Here is a 15,424-nt window from a genome sequence, read left to right on the forward strand (position 1 = left end):
GAATGCATTATTCTTTAGCACCAGGCTGTGGCAGTAATCAATAGTTGCTTTATCGTGCATCACGCACTATCTTAATGAACTGCTGTTGTTGTGCATTTTTAAAATGTAATGTATAGCTGCCTTTGGGCAGGTAGGGAAGCCCTGATAATACGATATTGGATTGCCCCGTTTGAAGTGTTATCTGCCGCGTGTAGACAATCCGGCCGTTCATATCGATCAGGTTGATCTGTGCGGTCCCCGCAATACCTACCGGTAATTCAAGCACCAACAAATCTTTGAACGGAACAGGATATACTTTCCATGCCTGCTGAGCTTCCAGTTTTAGCAGCCTTATGTGGCTGTAAGTAGACCGGCCATCCAGGTCAACCTGCCGGAGCCGGTAATAAATGGTTCTTGTTCCATACCGGTTGATGGATAGGTCAGTAAAATGATAATCCACCATATTGATACTATTGCCGGCAGCCGCCACTTCGCCAATCTTTTTGAAGTCGGAGCCGTTGTTGCTTTGCTCTACATCGAATCGCAGGCTGTTTTGTTCGGAGGCCGTACGCCAGGTCAGCAGGGCTTTTTCTTCATTGTGCACTACGGTGAAATCCACCAGTTTGACCGGTAAAGGTGTCCCCGCCAGTACAAACGTATCGCGGCAACCGGTTGTTTGATCTTCTACGAAGAATTCCGTCATCGTTACTGTCAATGGTACCATGTTGAAATTGGGCGATGTCTGGCTGATCGGTGTAGCAACTGCTCCCACCGGTTCCACCGCGTTGAGGGTATATAATGGGGTTCCGGTTAGCGGGGTAACGGAGAGGGTAATATCGTAGTTGGCTCCATTGGGGACAGCAATACCCGTCAATACTGGTTTGGTCGCATTGCTGATCTGTATGGTATCCTTGATCACACAACCGTCACCATAAGTGACCGTAATGCTATAAGAACCCGGTGTTGTTACCGTACGCGTGGTGGCGGTGCTGTTGTCGTCCCATAGGTAAGTGGTATATGGATTTCCCTGGAAGGCCAGGGTACTCAATGTGTAGGGCGTTCCCTTGCAGTCCAGCGCCGTTGAATCTACCCCTAATCCGGTGATGCCGGCCGGGCCTGCATAAGGTATGATGATCCAGTTGGTGTTGTTGCCGTTATTGATGCTTTGATTGCCTATCTGTAAGCGGGCACGATCTGCTCCGGTAACAGCGTTGATATCCCGCATCCGTACGAAATCGATGCCGTAAATATCCGGTGGTATGTTGGCCGCAGTGATGGGCATGCTTACACTGGCCGTATTGCCTGCGACGGTTGACTGTATGGTGGTGGGAAAGCAGGGGTTGCCACTGGCATACCAGGCCTCGTTGATGGTGGTGGTGGTGCCACTGGTGAAAGTATAGGTATGGTTGGCAGAAAATACAAGTGTATCCGTGATAACCGACTGGATCCGTCCACCGGAGCCGGCAAAAGTGATGTTGTTGTAAATGCCACCTGAAATGATCGGGTTGGAACCAGCTGCCGGCAGAAAAGTGACGTTGTTGTAGACATCGGTTGCCTTGGTTTGAAAACCGCCGTTTGTGCTACGGTTCGCAATGAGAAATTGAGAGTTGATGGAGCTGTCGGCCACCAGGGGCACCCCACCGCCGTAATACCAGCCAAGGTTGGTGAGCGTACCGTCTCGCATGAATATGGTGGCATTGGCGATATTGAGCGTTTTGGTAGCTGTTCCGAAGTTGCCGTTAAAGAACAAGGCACTGACGTACTGTCCGGCGAAACTGAGGTGTCCATCCACGAAGTTGATGCTGCTGACGTCTTTGAGTGAGTCGAGCAATTTCCAGCCACCGGTGCCGTTGAAGCCGAGGTTGGTACTGACAGGCACATTGGCGGTGGTGATGGACTCTGTAAGGCGGCTGGAAGCGAAATTAATACCGCCGCCTCCGGAAGTGGTCATGCCGGCTTGTAAAGTAAATGATCCATGCACTTCGAGCGGAGCGCTGAGTACGAGGGCTGGTGGTGTTGCTGCACCGATGAATGTAATAGAGTCACAATAGGCATTGGCGTTCACCGTCACCGTTCTGCTGGCGGGTGTAAAATTGGATCCCGCGTCGAATATCACATTGTCGTATTGGGTGGGTACACAACCGCTGCTGGCTGTGCCGCCACTGGTGGAAGCCCAATGCGTGGGATCGTTCCAGTTACCGGCGCCACCGACCCAATAATAGGTATGGGCGGCAGGTGCGGTGAAGGTCCAGTTTGTATTGTTGCCCAGGTCAATGGAGCTGGCAGCCGCATAAGGAATGGCAGGCCCGATAATGCGCAGGTCGCGGATGCGGGCATTGGCCACCGCGACTACTGTGGCTGCCGTTACGGCGATGGTAGATTGGGTACCTGCGGTATTGGAATACAATTCGATCAATCCGCTACAAGCGGGTGAATTGGCGGCCAGGTATTCATTGATGGTGATGGTGCTGTTGCTTTGGAAAGTGTATACAAGCCCTGGGCTCAGTACGAGACTATCAGTGGTGATACCCGTACCCACCCGGCCAGCTGTGCCTGAAAAAGTAATCTTGTTGTAGGTGCCCCCTGTGATGATGGGATTGGAGCCTGGCGCCGGCAGGAAAGTTACATTGTAATATACATCGGTCGCCTTGGTTTGCAAGCCGCCGGAGGTGCCATGGTTCGCAATGAGAAATTGCGAGTTGATGGAGCTGTCGGCCACCAGGGGTACCCCTCCGCCATAATACCAGCCCAGGTTATTGGGGGAGCCATCCCGCATGAATAGGGTGGCATTGGCGATATTGATCGTTTTGGTGGCTGTTCCGAAATTGCCATTGAAGAATAAGGCACTGACGTACTGCCCGGCGAAACTGAGGTGACCATCCACAAAGTTGATGGTGCTGACGTCTTTGAGCGAATCGAGCAGTTTCCAGCCGCCGGTGCCATTGAAGCCGAGGTTGGTACTTACCGGCACATTGGCGGTGGTGATGGATTCGGTAAGGCGATTGGACGCGAAATTGATACCGCCGCCTCCGGAGGTGGTCATGCCGGCTTGCAAAGTAAATGATCCATGCACTTCGAGCGGAGCGCTGAGTACGAGGGCGGGTGGTGTAGCTGCACCGATGAAGGTAATGGAGTCGCAATAGGCATTGGCGTTGACCGTCACTGTTTTGCTGGCAGGCGTGAAATTGGATCCTGCGTCAAAGATCACATTGTCGTATTGTGTGGGTACACAACCGCTGCTGGCATTGCCGCCGCTGGTGGATGCCCAATGCGTGGGATCGTTCCAGTTACCGGCGCCGCCTACCCAATAATAGGTATGGGCAGCAGGTACGGTGAAGGTCCAATTGGTATTGTTGCCCAGGTCGATGGAACTGGACGCCGCATACGGAATGGCGGGACCGGTGATGCGGAGGTCGCGGATGCGGGCATTGGCTACCGCAACCACTGTGGCAGCTGTCACAGCGATAGTGGCCTGTGTCCCTCCCGTATTGGAGTACAATTCGATCAACCCGCTACAAGCGGGTGAATTGGCGGCCAGGTATTCATTGACGGTGATGGTACTGTTGCTTTGGAAGGTATACACGAGCCCAGGGCTCAATACGAGGCTATCGGTGGTGATGCCGCTCCCCAACCGACCGGCCGTGCCGGAGAAATTGATCTTATTGTAGGTGCCGCCCGAGATGATGGGGTTCGATCCACCCGCCGGCAGAAAGGTGACATTATAATACACATCGCCTGTCTTGGTTTGAAAACCTCCGTTTGTACTACGGTTGGCAATGAGAAATTGAGAGTTAATGGAACTGTCGGCCACCAGGGGTACACCGCCGCCATAATACCAGCCCAGGTTGGTTAGGGTGCCATCCCGCATATTTATGGTGGCATTAGCGATATTGATCGTTTTGGTGGCTGTTCCGAAGTTGCCGTTGAAGAACAAGGCACTGACATACTGCCCGGCGAAGCTGAGGTGGCCATCCGAAAAGTTGATCGAGTTGACATCTTTAAGTGAGTCCAGCAGTTTCCAACCACCGGTGCCGCTGAAACTGAGATTTACGGGCAAGGCGACATTGCCCGTAGAAATGATTTCTCCGAGTCTGCTGCTTTGAAAGGTGACCGTGCTTCCCCCTGAAACGGTCATGCCAGGCTGTAAGGCCAGCGATCCGTTAATTTGCAACGTGTTGCTGAATACAAGGGCGGGCGGGGTAAGGGAGCCGCTCCAGGTCATATTGTTGCACAATGCATTGGTATTGATGGTGACCGTGCGGCTTGCCGGTGTAAATCCTGAATTGGCATCGAAATGCACATTGTCATTTAAGGAGGGAACTATGGAATGCTTGGTGGTGCCACCGCTGGTGGTTGCCCAGTGGTTGATATCGCTCCAGTTGCCGGCTCCTTCTACCCAGTAGTAGTCGACCGCATGAGCGGTTAGGGAACATACGACCATTGACAGGAGCGCAAATATTCGGATGAAAGTTGAGGATGTTACGTGTACAGCTTTTTTCATAACAGTGGATTTTCATTAAAAGGTCTATTGATCAATGACACTACCCGTTATCATTGTCCGCCACTATCTTGCGTGTTTTGTTTCGTGATAATGGTAACAATTAGGACTATACGTGTTATAAGTGAGTTGTTATAAGAAGTTTACGGTTTTATATAATCGATCATAATTTTTATGATTTTAGGTGGTGATGGAGTATATTAAATGTTGTGGGCGGACGGGGTAGGGAGTTGCCCTTATTGAGTCGCAGCCACTAGAAGTAAATCCAATGTCCAAACACCTTACCACGTGTAAACTCAATAGTTGGTGCGGGTATTTTGACCGCATTCAACAAGTTAAAGACCGATCGAAGCAACTTGTTATTGGTCCTAATCTTTGTAAGATCTACGTCCTCACTCAGGTAAAAAATGGCGTGTACGGGTGATGTCTGACCTGTCGTGGCTAAAACCTTCTTTATCGACCCATTTATTATGTGTTGCCCCAAGCATCCCTTTCCCGGAATAGCCTACCGAAATATTGAGCCATTTTGGAAGTCTCGAAGCCGGCATTATACCTCGTAAGTTTGCGCTTATCCAATATGTCTGTGAACTGTAATCCTTTAGCAATCTTTCCGGTAGTGTTTTTCCCAGGATGTCATCCCGCCTTGCTTTTGTATCATTTGCATAGGAATACGGATAGTAGCTTGACTTCAGCTGCAATTTTTAATCTCCGCCGATCAACTCCTGCACCACAAAAAGCGCTGATCCGGCAATGTTGGCTGTCATATCGCCTATACTAAAGCCCATTCAGCAGAAAATCCGTCCTGCATTTCAATAATGCTTTGGTAGGCTATTCCGCTAATGCCACCCAGCCAGGCGGCTTGGTGTTCACCAAATCCTGCCCATTGCCAGGCAATACCTGACAAACGGCTCATCTGGTATGCTGTCCACATATGCCCCCATTTATCTGCCTGTAGCCATTTTCTGTGGTCGTTAAAAAAATGAAAGGCTGATTTTGGGTAATGTTGGTGCCAGGCTTTATGGAGGGTATAGAATGATACTTAATGAGTAAGTTACCAGCCATTTCCGTCGATTATAATTAACTACATCAGCCTTTCGGTCGACGATCAATGTCCAGTTGCTCGGTGGTAGGGTATCTTTGCATTTAACTTGACAGTAAATACTTTTTCCAATTGGAGGTGGCAGAGAGATAATCCTTCTTTTCACTATATGGTACAGTTTCTTGCACTACGACATGAAGTTGATTGTTGCAAATATTCATTTACGGGGCATCATATTGAGTAACGTTGTCGTGGCAGTTTATACAGGATAGTATGGCAATGAAAGAAAGGTCAAATTGCATTTAGGTGGTTTTAATAATCTCAAAATCGGTTAGGCGCTGTAGGATGGGCTGAGGACACGGCCAACCATTGCAATCCGCCACCAGGTTGCTCGTCTTTTGCTTGCTATTGATAATAGTAAGCGGTAAATCCTTATTTAAGTCCTGAAAATTTAATTACCCGGTTTGTTGTTCGTTACCCCAAAAAGAGCCGGGCATTGATCTTAGGTTTCGCCAGGGGGCAGATATCTTTCGCGTATAGTCACTTAACAGGCTGTGGAAGTCATCGGCGCCATGGTTGCTGATCATTAAGTAGTTTTCAATTTCAATAATAGAACAATAACCATGTTGAATGTCCCGCTCCTTGCCTGCCCTTAGGAAAAAGGGAAGGCTTTCTCTTTTGAAATGGATAAAGGAGACAGCTTGGTTAAGCTCGTTGTTGTCAAAAGGTTGCCGGATGCCTTTCATAAGTATTAACTGTGCGGTTGAAGCAGCTAATAGCAGGCATTCGTGGATCAATTCATCCGGGATTAATTTGATACGTTCATAATAATGATAAGACCTGGGTGGGTTGAATCGGTTAAGCATAGAATCTGTTTTGGCAGTTCTGGCTATAGCAACAAGTTTGCTGTAGCCTTATAGAAGGAAGATGCAGAAATCTGATACAGATATTTGAAACAAAATGCCTCGTGAAGAAAGTCACTTTAATTGCACTACTTGCTCAAATATCTAATGATCCAGGTGGGGTGTAATTGGATTACTAAAAATAGGAATGTTTTGCCGGAAATAGGGTAAAAAACGGATAAAGGTTGCGTCTAATAACGCCAGTTTTATTGATGTTTGAACCTTTGTTCAATACGTGATTATTAAAAGTATTGATATTCAATGTATATTCGAAGTACTAACGGCGCGATGGATGTATTAGTGGCTCGTTTAGGTGTTTATCATGGGCAATTTGATTGTTGTATTTGTGAATTCGTGACAGGGAGTAAAACATTTTTCATAGTGTTAATTAATAAAGGCTCCGCACTCGCAGAGCCTTTATTCGTCCTGCACCTATTCCCCTTTTTATTGCTATCGGCGCCCTGGAAGAGATGTGGACATGGTTCTTCAAGGATCTTTTAACTAGCCTTAACCAATAATCGATTATTGGTTTGAGCTTGAAAGAATCATTCTGAAACATCTATTAAACTCTTTCTGCAAGTTATAGTTCTATCCTATTGGCGACGACTGATACCTTATTCTTCTTGCCAAGATTTCTAAATGTTGGCAGGCCGGTAAATTAAACGCTGTATTAAAGCCAGCCACGAACCTAGACTCCGCTAGTGAAATGATATTTCTCTTCAATCAGTTAGATTCCGACAGCTTGGCGGTTAGGTTGCTGAACAAAAAGAGGATTGAAATGGTTACGCCCGTCTGGTCGCTTATTAAGTTAAATTCACCATCAACCTGGTCCGCAAGTCCCTGCATTAAGCTCATGCCTAAAGAATTAGTTCCAACACTGGCCAGATTGAAACTTGCGAATTTCGGCTTATAACAAATAGTTGGAATCGGTCTAGCTTTTAGAGCTCAGATGCATATGATCTGGATTATTTAGTACTTGCTCCAACACAGCGTCAACAATGTCTTGGGTTTGTTGCTTTATTGCGAGGAATTGATTGTACATTACCTCCTTGTTGGCCTTGTTGACAACCGGTAATGGTTTGTATTTTTGCTTTTCCCTCTCAATGGCCTTATAGTCGTTAATTACCCTGCAGTGAAACGCTTTATATTTTATTGGCTGATTTGGATTGTCGGATACAACACCAACGAACTCCCCGCTGGACAAACTTGCGATGGTACTGGGAGGCACGGATTGATCCAGTTGCTTCGATCTTGATATGGAGGTGTCACCGCTATTGATTGAAATGCTTTCTCGGTCCTGGAAGGTCTTGGCAAATTTCTCACTCAGTAGTCTCGCTGTTTCTCCTGACACCTGACCGCTGATGATATTTCCTGTGATGTTGAAAATGGTATCTGCTTCGTCTTTACAATAGATCATTTTAAGCTGACTGAGGTCTTGCAATCCTAAAATTGTAGTTATGTTGTTGGATCTACCGGTTTGGATTGTGGATAACACGCTAATTGCTCTGGCGCTGGCGAACTCATCCAATACCTGAGCACAAGGATATTTTCCCGGCTGATTAATCATTTTGTTGAGTCGATCAATGTATAACGAAATGATCGGAGCCAGCGCTTCCTGGTACTGAGGATTATTGCCGAGGCAGAAAATGATCGGCCGTTTGGGGTCGTTGATGGCTAGTGTAAAATCATCACCGGAAAGTACCCAGTATATTTCCGGAGAGGCAATGCGACCCAGTGCAATTTTTACGGTAGCCATCTGACTGTTAAGGGTTTCCAATTCGTCGTCTGCAAATGCCTGGGCAAAAGGGTTAATCAGGGTTTTTATTTCAGGTTCAGTTTGTAGCACGGTGAATAATTTGTCGTAGGGTTGATGTATCAGTTCTATACAATGTGGCAGGCTGCAATAGGCGCCGTCTTCATACCGGCGAAGAAAGCCTATGACGGCGGCAAAAACATTGATTGCAGACTCGGGGAAGAACTCTCCTTGCCGGGTTGCCCACGTCCTGTTCATGCTAAGAAGTAGCGATTTGGCAGAATCAATGGCACTCGTCAGGTTGGGTAGGGTAGATTGATGAATTGGGTTACATTGATGGCTTAGTTCCGGATTCGTGAAGTTGACTGTTCGAAACTCAGTATTTGCGGGATATTCCCTTTGGTGTTTTTGGTAATGATTATAGGTCAGGGTAGACAGTTCCGGAAATTTTTGGTCGAATACAAATAGAACTTGCTTTTTGGCAACCAGTTGCCGGATGAGGTTCTCGATGACGTAAAAACTTTTGCCACTACCCGGAGAGCCCAGCACGAGCACCGACCTTCGGGCGTTTAAGAAATTAATCCAAGACCGCCTTTGTTGCCCTTTATAGGTGTAGACTGCGGGTAGATTTAGGCTATATTCTTCAGTTAAGAGCCTTTCTTCCTGGGGAAACCCTTCTTCGGCAAAAACCTGTTGCCGAAGACGCTGTTTGATGGCCCTGGAAATCGTACTGCCGCCGGTGATAACAAGTAGTAGCCCGATAATTGAAATGCTCATGTAACAAAGGGCAAGCGTTGCGGGAGCTAACGGCGGCCACCAATACAGGAAGCCGGAGCAATAATATGCGATCAAACCAGCCACCAGGTAGGCAATGCCTGCGCTGTAGCTGGATTTTTCGTCTTTGCGGCCTTTCACGCCCATCAGCGATAGCAACAAACAAAATAGCGCGAGGGTCTTCGAATAGTTGAAGCTCTTAAGTAATCCGGTGTCGGCTATTCTGGCCAGGAATTGATCACCAATGGGCGCAATAAAGCCCCATAATTCAAAAGCGCTGTAGCAGTAGTAGTAAAAATGAATAAACAGGATTGCCAGGGCAATCCACCGGGTAAGATCTGTTACTTTCTTCAACCCCTGTTCGTTCTCTCCAGTTCGTAACATATAATGTGCTTTTAATATCTTAGTTTTTTCCTTCTCCTGCGCTTACTCGGATCTTGGCTTAATTCGGCGGCCATGCCACCTTGCTGTGGTTTGTAAGGTGGCGTATGTTGAGGCATTTGACTTTCCTGTGACTTGCCGTTTTGTTGAAAGTGATCCTGTTCAGGTTTACTTATCTTTGATGGCTCCCTGGTTGTCTGCTTTTCTGTGACAGGGGTCTGATAGGAAGCCTGATCGATCAATTTTAAGCGCTGCTGAACTCTGTTGGCACTATATTCTTTGCCCAGATCGCTACCATTGAACACACATTTTGTTTTGTGATCAATGTATGTTAAACCATAGATAGTTCCTTGATCATTTTGGCGGATCACCATTTGGATATTGTCTTTTCGAAGTGCTTCTTCCAATTGGGCCATGGATGATTCCGACTTTTTAAAGAAGTGGAGATCTACAGCGTTTTTTATGCGGCGTTTATGTCCTTCTCTTTGTAGCTCTTTTTCAGCAAAGAATTCCTGGAGTTTAACCATGGTGGGCTTATTATAGAAGTCACTTGCCGGTATAGGTTTGCCGACCTGTTTTCCGTTTTCTCCCAGGATTTGGTAATACAGGCCGTTCCGTTGATGCGTACGAGAGTCTTTTCCTCCCTGGTGCGCTATGACGTTGTAGTTTCTTAACACCGCATTTAGCTCCGCCAGTGAGGTGTATTTATAATTTGGAAGGACATAGTCAAGTACATTGGTAATTGCTCTTTTGGTCCCGATCTCGGGTGACTTGCCGTATACAACTTTCTTGACATTGATCGGCGCTAGTTCGAATTGTTGGTGTCGCTGTTTGTCATCAGCACGTACCAGGTTGAAAACTTTCTCAATATTCTTACGAGCTTTTTCAGATTTGTCACGCCCAATATTGTGGAGCTTAATTCGCTTGCCATTAGCCTGGATATTGGTGGTGACGATGTGGATATGCGGATGGCTGGCATCATTATGTTTATACACTAAATATGGTTGACCACCGAAGCCGAGTTGGTCCATATAGCTGATAGCGATTTCCTGCAGTTTGTTTGTGGACAGTCCCTGTTCCGATGGATCAAAGTTTAGCGAGATGTGAATCGCATTAACTTTTGTCCTTTCATTGAGGCTGGTTAGTTTTTCGAAGGACTTTAGTTTATCGGCAAATCGAAGACCGTCGATATCTTTGGCAAAACCATTGGCATGTATTAAGGTGGCTGCCTTAATACTCTTTTGTTGATCGATTGTCAACGTGGTTTTGTTCTCGTTATACTGCAGAATATTGCGGATGGACCGCCCCTGATTTACTACTGCAACCATTTGTCCGAAAGTTTGGCAATGAGGGTTTTTGTTCCAGCGATTTTGTCCGACAAAATCCGAACGATTATTTCATGCTGTGGACCCCAAGATTGCAGGTCCTGAATATTCTGAATCAAGTGCAGTTTTCGGACGACCTGGTTGTAGTTATTGGCGATGGCATTCAGGTCATTTTTGAGCGCTATTAAATGTGGCATCATTTCATCGAGAGACTGGTTACGCTGGTAGATGGTGACAGGTTTTTGCAACAACATTTTGCGTGCGTATTGACTGATGTTTTTGCAAGTTGTTTTGTTGCACCTATTGTGCAAGGTTTCATACTCCAATGCTGTAAAACGCACGTGTAACCGCTTTGGTCTTGTTACTTTTGCTGCTTTCATACTCACAAATCATTTTCACGTTAATAATCAATTACTTATTGCCTGTTTTTAAAACCGCCCCCGACTTCGGAGGGGTGGCGGCCAGATTCCGATGTCCGACATCGGTACATCTGGCAGGGCGAGGCGCTCCAGTCGCCCTGAAAACCTTTGATAACCATTCTGTCCATCCCCTCTTTGGCCCTGCTCAGCGAAACCAGCGACAATTGCCAGGCAGAAAAAAAGTACTGTGGCCGATCAAAGGATCATGGCTTTTGTTGCATTTTTTGAGACTTTCCCAGGTGTTGACAAAAAGCATTGAGATCATTGTAATGCCGGTATAATCGGCGTTCGTCAATAAACCTTTTTGGATCGAGTAACAAGGCTGCTGTGGTGAGCTTGTTTCCCGTATTGTCGTTGTCCAGAAATAAACGTACTGTATCATGCTGCCGCATGGTGGGTAATTGCTGGTCAAAGAAAGAGGCCGAGTTGAGGATTAAGTAGTTTGTCAGTCCATGGTTTTGCGGATTGGTGATTGTCTTATAGGAAAGGAAATCAAAGAAGCCCTCGAATACTGCCAGGCTGCTGGCTTCCTGATTAATGAAGGTGCTTGCCTTGGGGGAGCTGGAAGCCTTTACGTACTGGTTGCGCAGTTCGTAACCACCCTGATCATTGCGAAAGCCAAGTGCATAGTAGTTTTTGCCATGCAAACTGTAATTAACCTCCCTAAGGTGCTCAGCGGCGATTTTTGGAGGGATCCTGCGGTCGCGGAGATATTTGATCAGGGGAAAGGATTCAATAGGTTTTACCAGGTTAATCTTGATCGTATCCTCGGGGGAGGTTGTGACTGACTTTGCCGGTTGCTGAACCGGGCTATGATGATATCCTGGTGCGATGAGGCGCTGTAAGAAATCTGGTAGGGTACATTTAAAATAGGCCACTCCGAAGTCCACCAGGTTACCGCCTTTCCCTTCGCTAAAATCAAACCAACGGTTCATAGATCGATTGATTTTGAAGGAGGGGGTTTTTTCGTCACGAAGCGGCGAGTAATACCAGTAATTTTTGCCGCTTATTCTTTGGGGCTTATAACCAAGCGAGGAGAGGTAATCGACCATGTCCAGGTCTTTTGCTTGCCGGATATTCATAACACACTGTTTTCTTTATTCACATATCGTATCTGCTACAAAGCTATGGCTGTCTGACAGGGAGATAAATACCAGTGCGAATTAGGATACGGGTGGAGGATACTCCCGGGGATAACAGCCTAATTGCCCGAAAGGTGGCAGTTTTAACTTCCTTCAACGGAATGGGTTAGCAGGAAATCAAGCGCTGGAGTAATAGTTTGACTATGGAGCAGGAGTACTTAAAATCGTTTGCAATAGCGGGTACTAGATAATTATGTATAGAATAAAGTGGCCGTATGTTGTAGTAATTTTTCACTTTTTATCGGTATATAGAATGAGTACACTCCTTATCTATGAAATATTCTTCGGATCAAGAAATTAAGGAAATACAATCTGATGATTCACCGGCTTCGTCAACGTTGGGACTGGGGTTCTCAGGTCGATGGATTTGGCTTGCCATATTTTCGTTGATTATCATTGGTGTGATTGGCTACAGATGCCTGTTTCAAGGAAAAGCAGATATGGGGGGCGGGATTTCGAAGGAAATCGTGGAGATCAAAATGCTTCCTGCCAGGGGAGATACAGCCGGAGTGATAGAGTTGTCAAACGGCATTCATTTCCCTTTTGCTACATACGATACAGGGTTAATAGCTACACAGAACGGAATAACATTATACAGGCGAGCAAACGGGCAACTAGTTTACGGCAAAAGCAGAGATTCTGCTGGGGAACTAAGATTAACGAATAAGGTAATTGCATTGCCGAAAAGGCCCTTGGCAGTCACGCTTCCTGACAGCAGCAATGTGCAACTAGATCCCCTAGCTGAATTGGCAATGGATATTTCCCAACTTGAGTGTGAAAGGTCTGTTTCTGTTACCGGACAGGCTTATTTCTCTGTACCTAGTAAAAGGGGAGGCCTTTTTAATGTTTATTCAAATGGTGCCAAAATTGAAACGACAGGGTCTAAGTTTATCGTGAAAAGCTACGAAGGTGGCCCAACGACAATTAGCCTGGAGAAAGGATTACTTACTGTGACAAAGGGAAGTAAGTTTACGAGACTGAAAGTAGGGGACGTTGTGAATGTGCATCCTGGCGAATGGTTTGAATGGAAATCATCCAAGCTACGAAGTTTTGTAGGTGTTAGAGATAATGTTTTCTATTTCGAGGATGACAATCTGGAAGCAATAAAGAATGAGATTGAACAATGGTACGCTGTCAGGTTAAAATTGTCTAAATACGGAGATAACTCAGCCCGCTATCATTTTGGCCCGGTATCCCGCAATCTTCCACTTGGGAAGGTATTGGGGAAGTTGAACAAGTTAACGGGAGACCGTTTCAGCGTAGTGGAGTTTCCATGATCCGTATAGCGATGGCTTAACGTTGGTGATAGTTCATAAGGAGAACATGTTTCTTCTAGGACTGAAGCAGGTAGGTTGTTTATGTTTTGAGTAGAATATCGAGTGAGTGATCAAAAAAGGGGTTATAACAACCCCTCGTCGGCAAATGAATAGTATTCTGTATCTGAAATGATGAGGTGGTCGAGAAAGTTTATGTCCAGCAGTTCTCCAGCTTCTTTTAATTTTCTGGTTATTTTTTGGTCTGACATACTAGGCGTCAGCCCTCCTGATGGATGGTTGTGGCAAAGAATAATTTGACAAGCGCAAGTCTTTAATGCTATTCCATAAATTATCCGAAGGTCTACGACGGTGGCGGAGATGCCTCCCGTTCCTAAATGAACGATTCCTAGGACTTTGCGCGATGCGTTAAGGAGTAAGATTTTGATTTCCTCAATAAATTGAATCCTGTCCATATTCCAATGGCCTAGAAAGATTTTGTAGCTGTCCCTGGAGGTTGTAAGTGTAGGCCGCTTTGAAGCCGGAATTTTATTACGGTAGGTAAATTCAATTTCCGCAACATTTTGCAAGTTGATATCAACTACTGTGTGTTCCATAATAAATAGTTTTAGCGTTAAAGAATTATGGAACAGTGCACCGGATGATCGCAAACAAGTCCAAACCAGCAGGCGGAATAAAAGACGGCTATGCGCGACGGATAGGTGTTTATGCCGAACTGTTTGGACGCTCTGCCGCGATCAGCCGAACTTTCGGAATAATTCGGAGAACGAAAAACTACTGCCTTCCTCATATCTGTTAAAGGTTTTAAAGAGTGTTTAGAATGATTTCATATTTGAATGAGTCAAAAAGATTCTTATGGAACATTGGATTTCGGGACAATGAGTTGAGATTCGCCTATTTTACCTGTGCGGATAAGGATACTGGTGAATTATCCATTCGTGTATTTAGTGAGATAGTTTTGTATTGATTAATGAATGGGTTTCACAAAAAAAGAAGTGTATGCTTAGTCAAAAGGAATTTGCAGTGTTGTATGAAACGGTCCTCGCATCGCCAGGTATGACCGATTCGGTGAAGCTGGTATTACACCTTCCGAGAAAGCAAGTATTGATTCTCTCCAAGATTATTGAAGTGGGAATTGCTGCCAAAGGAGATGGAGAAAAAGGCGGCTTACTCGCTTCTGTTGAAGGGCAATTGTTCGATGAATTGGCCGGGGTTAAAGACGAGCTGTTGCAAAAGGCCGGCTTAAAAGAAATGAGTGAACGGATCAATTCACTGATTTCGAAACAACCTTTATGAGGGGAACAGTATTATCCTGGAAACAGGCGATCACTCAGGGATATGAACCCCGGCAGTATGAATACCTGCCGGGGCCACTTCCCAATGACATATTCGATGCTATCCTTGATTTCAAAATTTGGGCAAAGGTGCCTGGAATTAACGGGTATTTTACCATTTCAGATACCGGAAAAAAAATTCAGTTGTCTGTTTACCTTTCAGCATCTCGCACGTACTACATTGGCAAACATTCCATCGACTTTTACCGGTGTCCGGTTGGTTGTCTTTATCAGCTGCAGATAGGGCGTACGGGAAAAGGCAAAACGGTGTTGCTAGACCTGATTGCTATTTAGTAGGGTGGCCTGGTCATTCTAATAAGCGAAAGCAATTGGTCATGGTAGATCTTTTTTTCGGTAGTGGAACCTAGGTGTTCCTCAAGGATCTTAAATAGCCAGAAGAAGAGATCATTGGGCGGATCATTAGTATAAGAAGAAATTTTACTTTCTGCAATTTCAAATGTCTTAAGCATTGTCTGAAATGACACAGGAAAGCTACGGGTGATCCCCATAAGAATGAAGACTAAGGGGAAAGTATAGCAACTCCGTAAGTGCTCAATTGCCAAACTGTCCCCGCTTTGCAGTGCTTTGATAAATTCGAGATGAT

Annotated in this window: 10 protein-coding genes and 1 pseudogene; 3 read left to right on the forward strand and 8 right to left on the reverse strand. The window is 45.9% G+C overall.

Going from position 1 to position 15,424, the window contains the following annotated elements; genetic code table 11:
* Nucleotides 1-49: 49 nt before the first annotated feature.
* The 7 genes and pseudogenes from P2W70_RS08405 to P2W70_RS08435 form a co-directional block, all read right to left on the reverse strand.
* Nucleotides 50-4,480: a T9SS type A sorting domain-containing protein gene (locus tag P2W70_RS08405; protein ID WP_276480992.1), complete on the reverse strand. Its 4,431-nt coding sequence runs from the start codon at nucleotides 4,478-4,480 to the stop codon at nucleotides 50-52.
* Between the two features lie 766 nt (nucleotides 4,481-5,246).
* Nucleotides 5,247-5,444: pseudogene (locus tag P2W70_RS08410) on the reverse strand (hypothetical protein); the annotation flags it as partial.
* 527 nt (nucleotides 5,445-5,971) lie between these two features.
* Nucleotides 5,972-6,382 carry a hypothetical protein gene (locus P2W70_RS08415; protein ID WP_276480994.1) on the reverse strand — a complete coding sequence of 137 codons (411 nt, stop codon included), beginning with the start codon at nucleotides 6,380-6,382 and terminating at the stop codon, nucleotides 5,972-5,974.
* A 967-nt stretch (nucleotides 6,383-7,349) separates the two neighbouring features.
* Nucleotides 7,350-9,329 (reverse strand): YWFCY domain-containing protein, encoded by a 1,980-nt coding sequence (locus P2W70_RS08420; protein WP_276480995.1) that lies wholly within the window; start codon nucleotides 9,327-9,329, stop codon nucleotides 7,350-7,352.
* A gap of 11 nt (nucleotides 9,330-9,340) precedes the next feature.
* On the reverse strand, nucleotides 9,341-10,654 hold the full coding sequence (locus P2W70_RS08425; protein WP_276480996.1) for a relaxase/mobilization nuclease domain-containing protein: 1,314 nt from the start codon (nucleotides 10,652-10,654) through the stop codon (nucleotides 9,341-9,343).
* Nucleotides 10,642-11,031: a plasmid mobilization protein gene (locus P2W70_RS08430; RefSeq protein ID WP_276480997.1), complete on the reverse strand. Its 390-nt coding sequence runs from the start codon at nucleotides 11,029-11,031 to the stop codon at nucleotides 10,642-10,644. The genes P2W70_RS08425 and P2W70_RS08430 overlap by 13 nt, the downstream gene beginning before the upstream one ends.
* A 242-nt stretch (nucleotides 11,032-11,273) precedes the next feature.
* A complete protein-coding gene (locus P2W70_RS08435; protein ID WP_276480998.1) occupies nucleotides 11,274-12,122 on the reverse strand; it encodes a toprim domain-containing protein in 849 nt (282 codons plus the stop codon).
* A gap of 362 nt (nucleotides 12,123-12,484) precedes the next feature.
* On the opposite strand from P2W70_RS08435, the gene P2W70_RS08440 reads away from it, so the two are divergent.
* Nucleotides 12,485-13,489: a FecR family protein gene (locus P2W70_RS08440; protein WP_276480999.1), complete on the forward strand. Its 1,005-nt coding sequence runs from the start codon at nucleotides 12,485-12,487 to the stop codon at nucleotides 13,487-13,489.
* 122 nt (nucleotides 13,490-13,611) lie between these two features.
* Here the strand turns inward: P2W70_RS08440 and P2W70_RS08445 are convergent, their stop codons facing one another.
* A complete protein-coding gene (locus P2W70_RS08445) occupies nucleotides 13,612-14,082 on the reverse strand; it encodes a JAB domain-containing protein (RefSeq protein WP_276481000.1) in 471 nt (156 codons plus the stop codon).
* A 403-nt stretch (nucleotides 14,083-14,485) separates the two neighbouring features.
* Here P2W70_RS08445 and P2W70_RS08450 point away from each other — a divergent pair, with 403 nt between their 5' ends.
* On the forward strand, nucleotides 14,486-14,782 hold the full coding sequence (locus tag P2W70_RS08450; RefSeq protein ID WP_276481001.1) for a hypothetical protein: 297 nt from the start codon (nucleotides 14,486-14,488) through the stop codon (nucleotides 14,780-14,782).
* Entirely contained in the window at nucleotides 14,779-15,114 is a 336-nt protein-coding gene (locus tag P2W70_RS08455; protein WP_276481002.1) for a hypothetical protein, read from the forward strand. Before P2W70_RS08450 ends, P2W70_RS08455 begins: the two co-directional genes overlap by 4 nt.
* Nucleotides 15,115-15,424: the final 310 nt, after the last annotated feature.

This window comes from Paraflavitalea pollutisoli (assembly GCF_029360705.1).
In the GTDB taxonomy this organism is placed as follows: domain Bacteria; phylum Bacteroidota; class Bacteroidia; order Chitinophagales; family Chitinophagaceae; genus Paraflavitalea; species Paraflavitalea pollutisoli.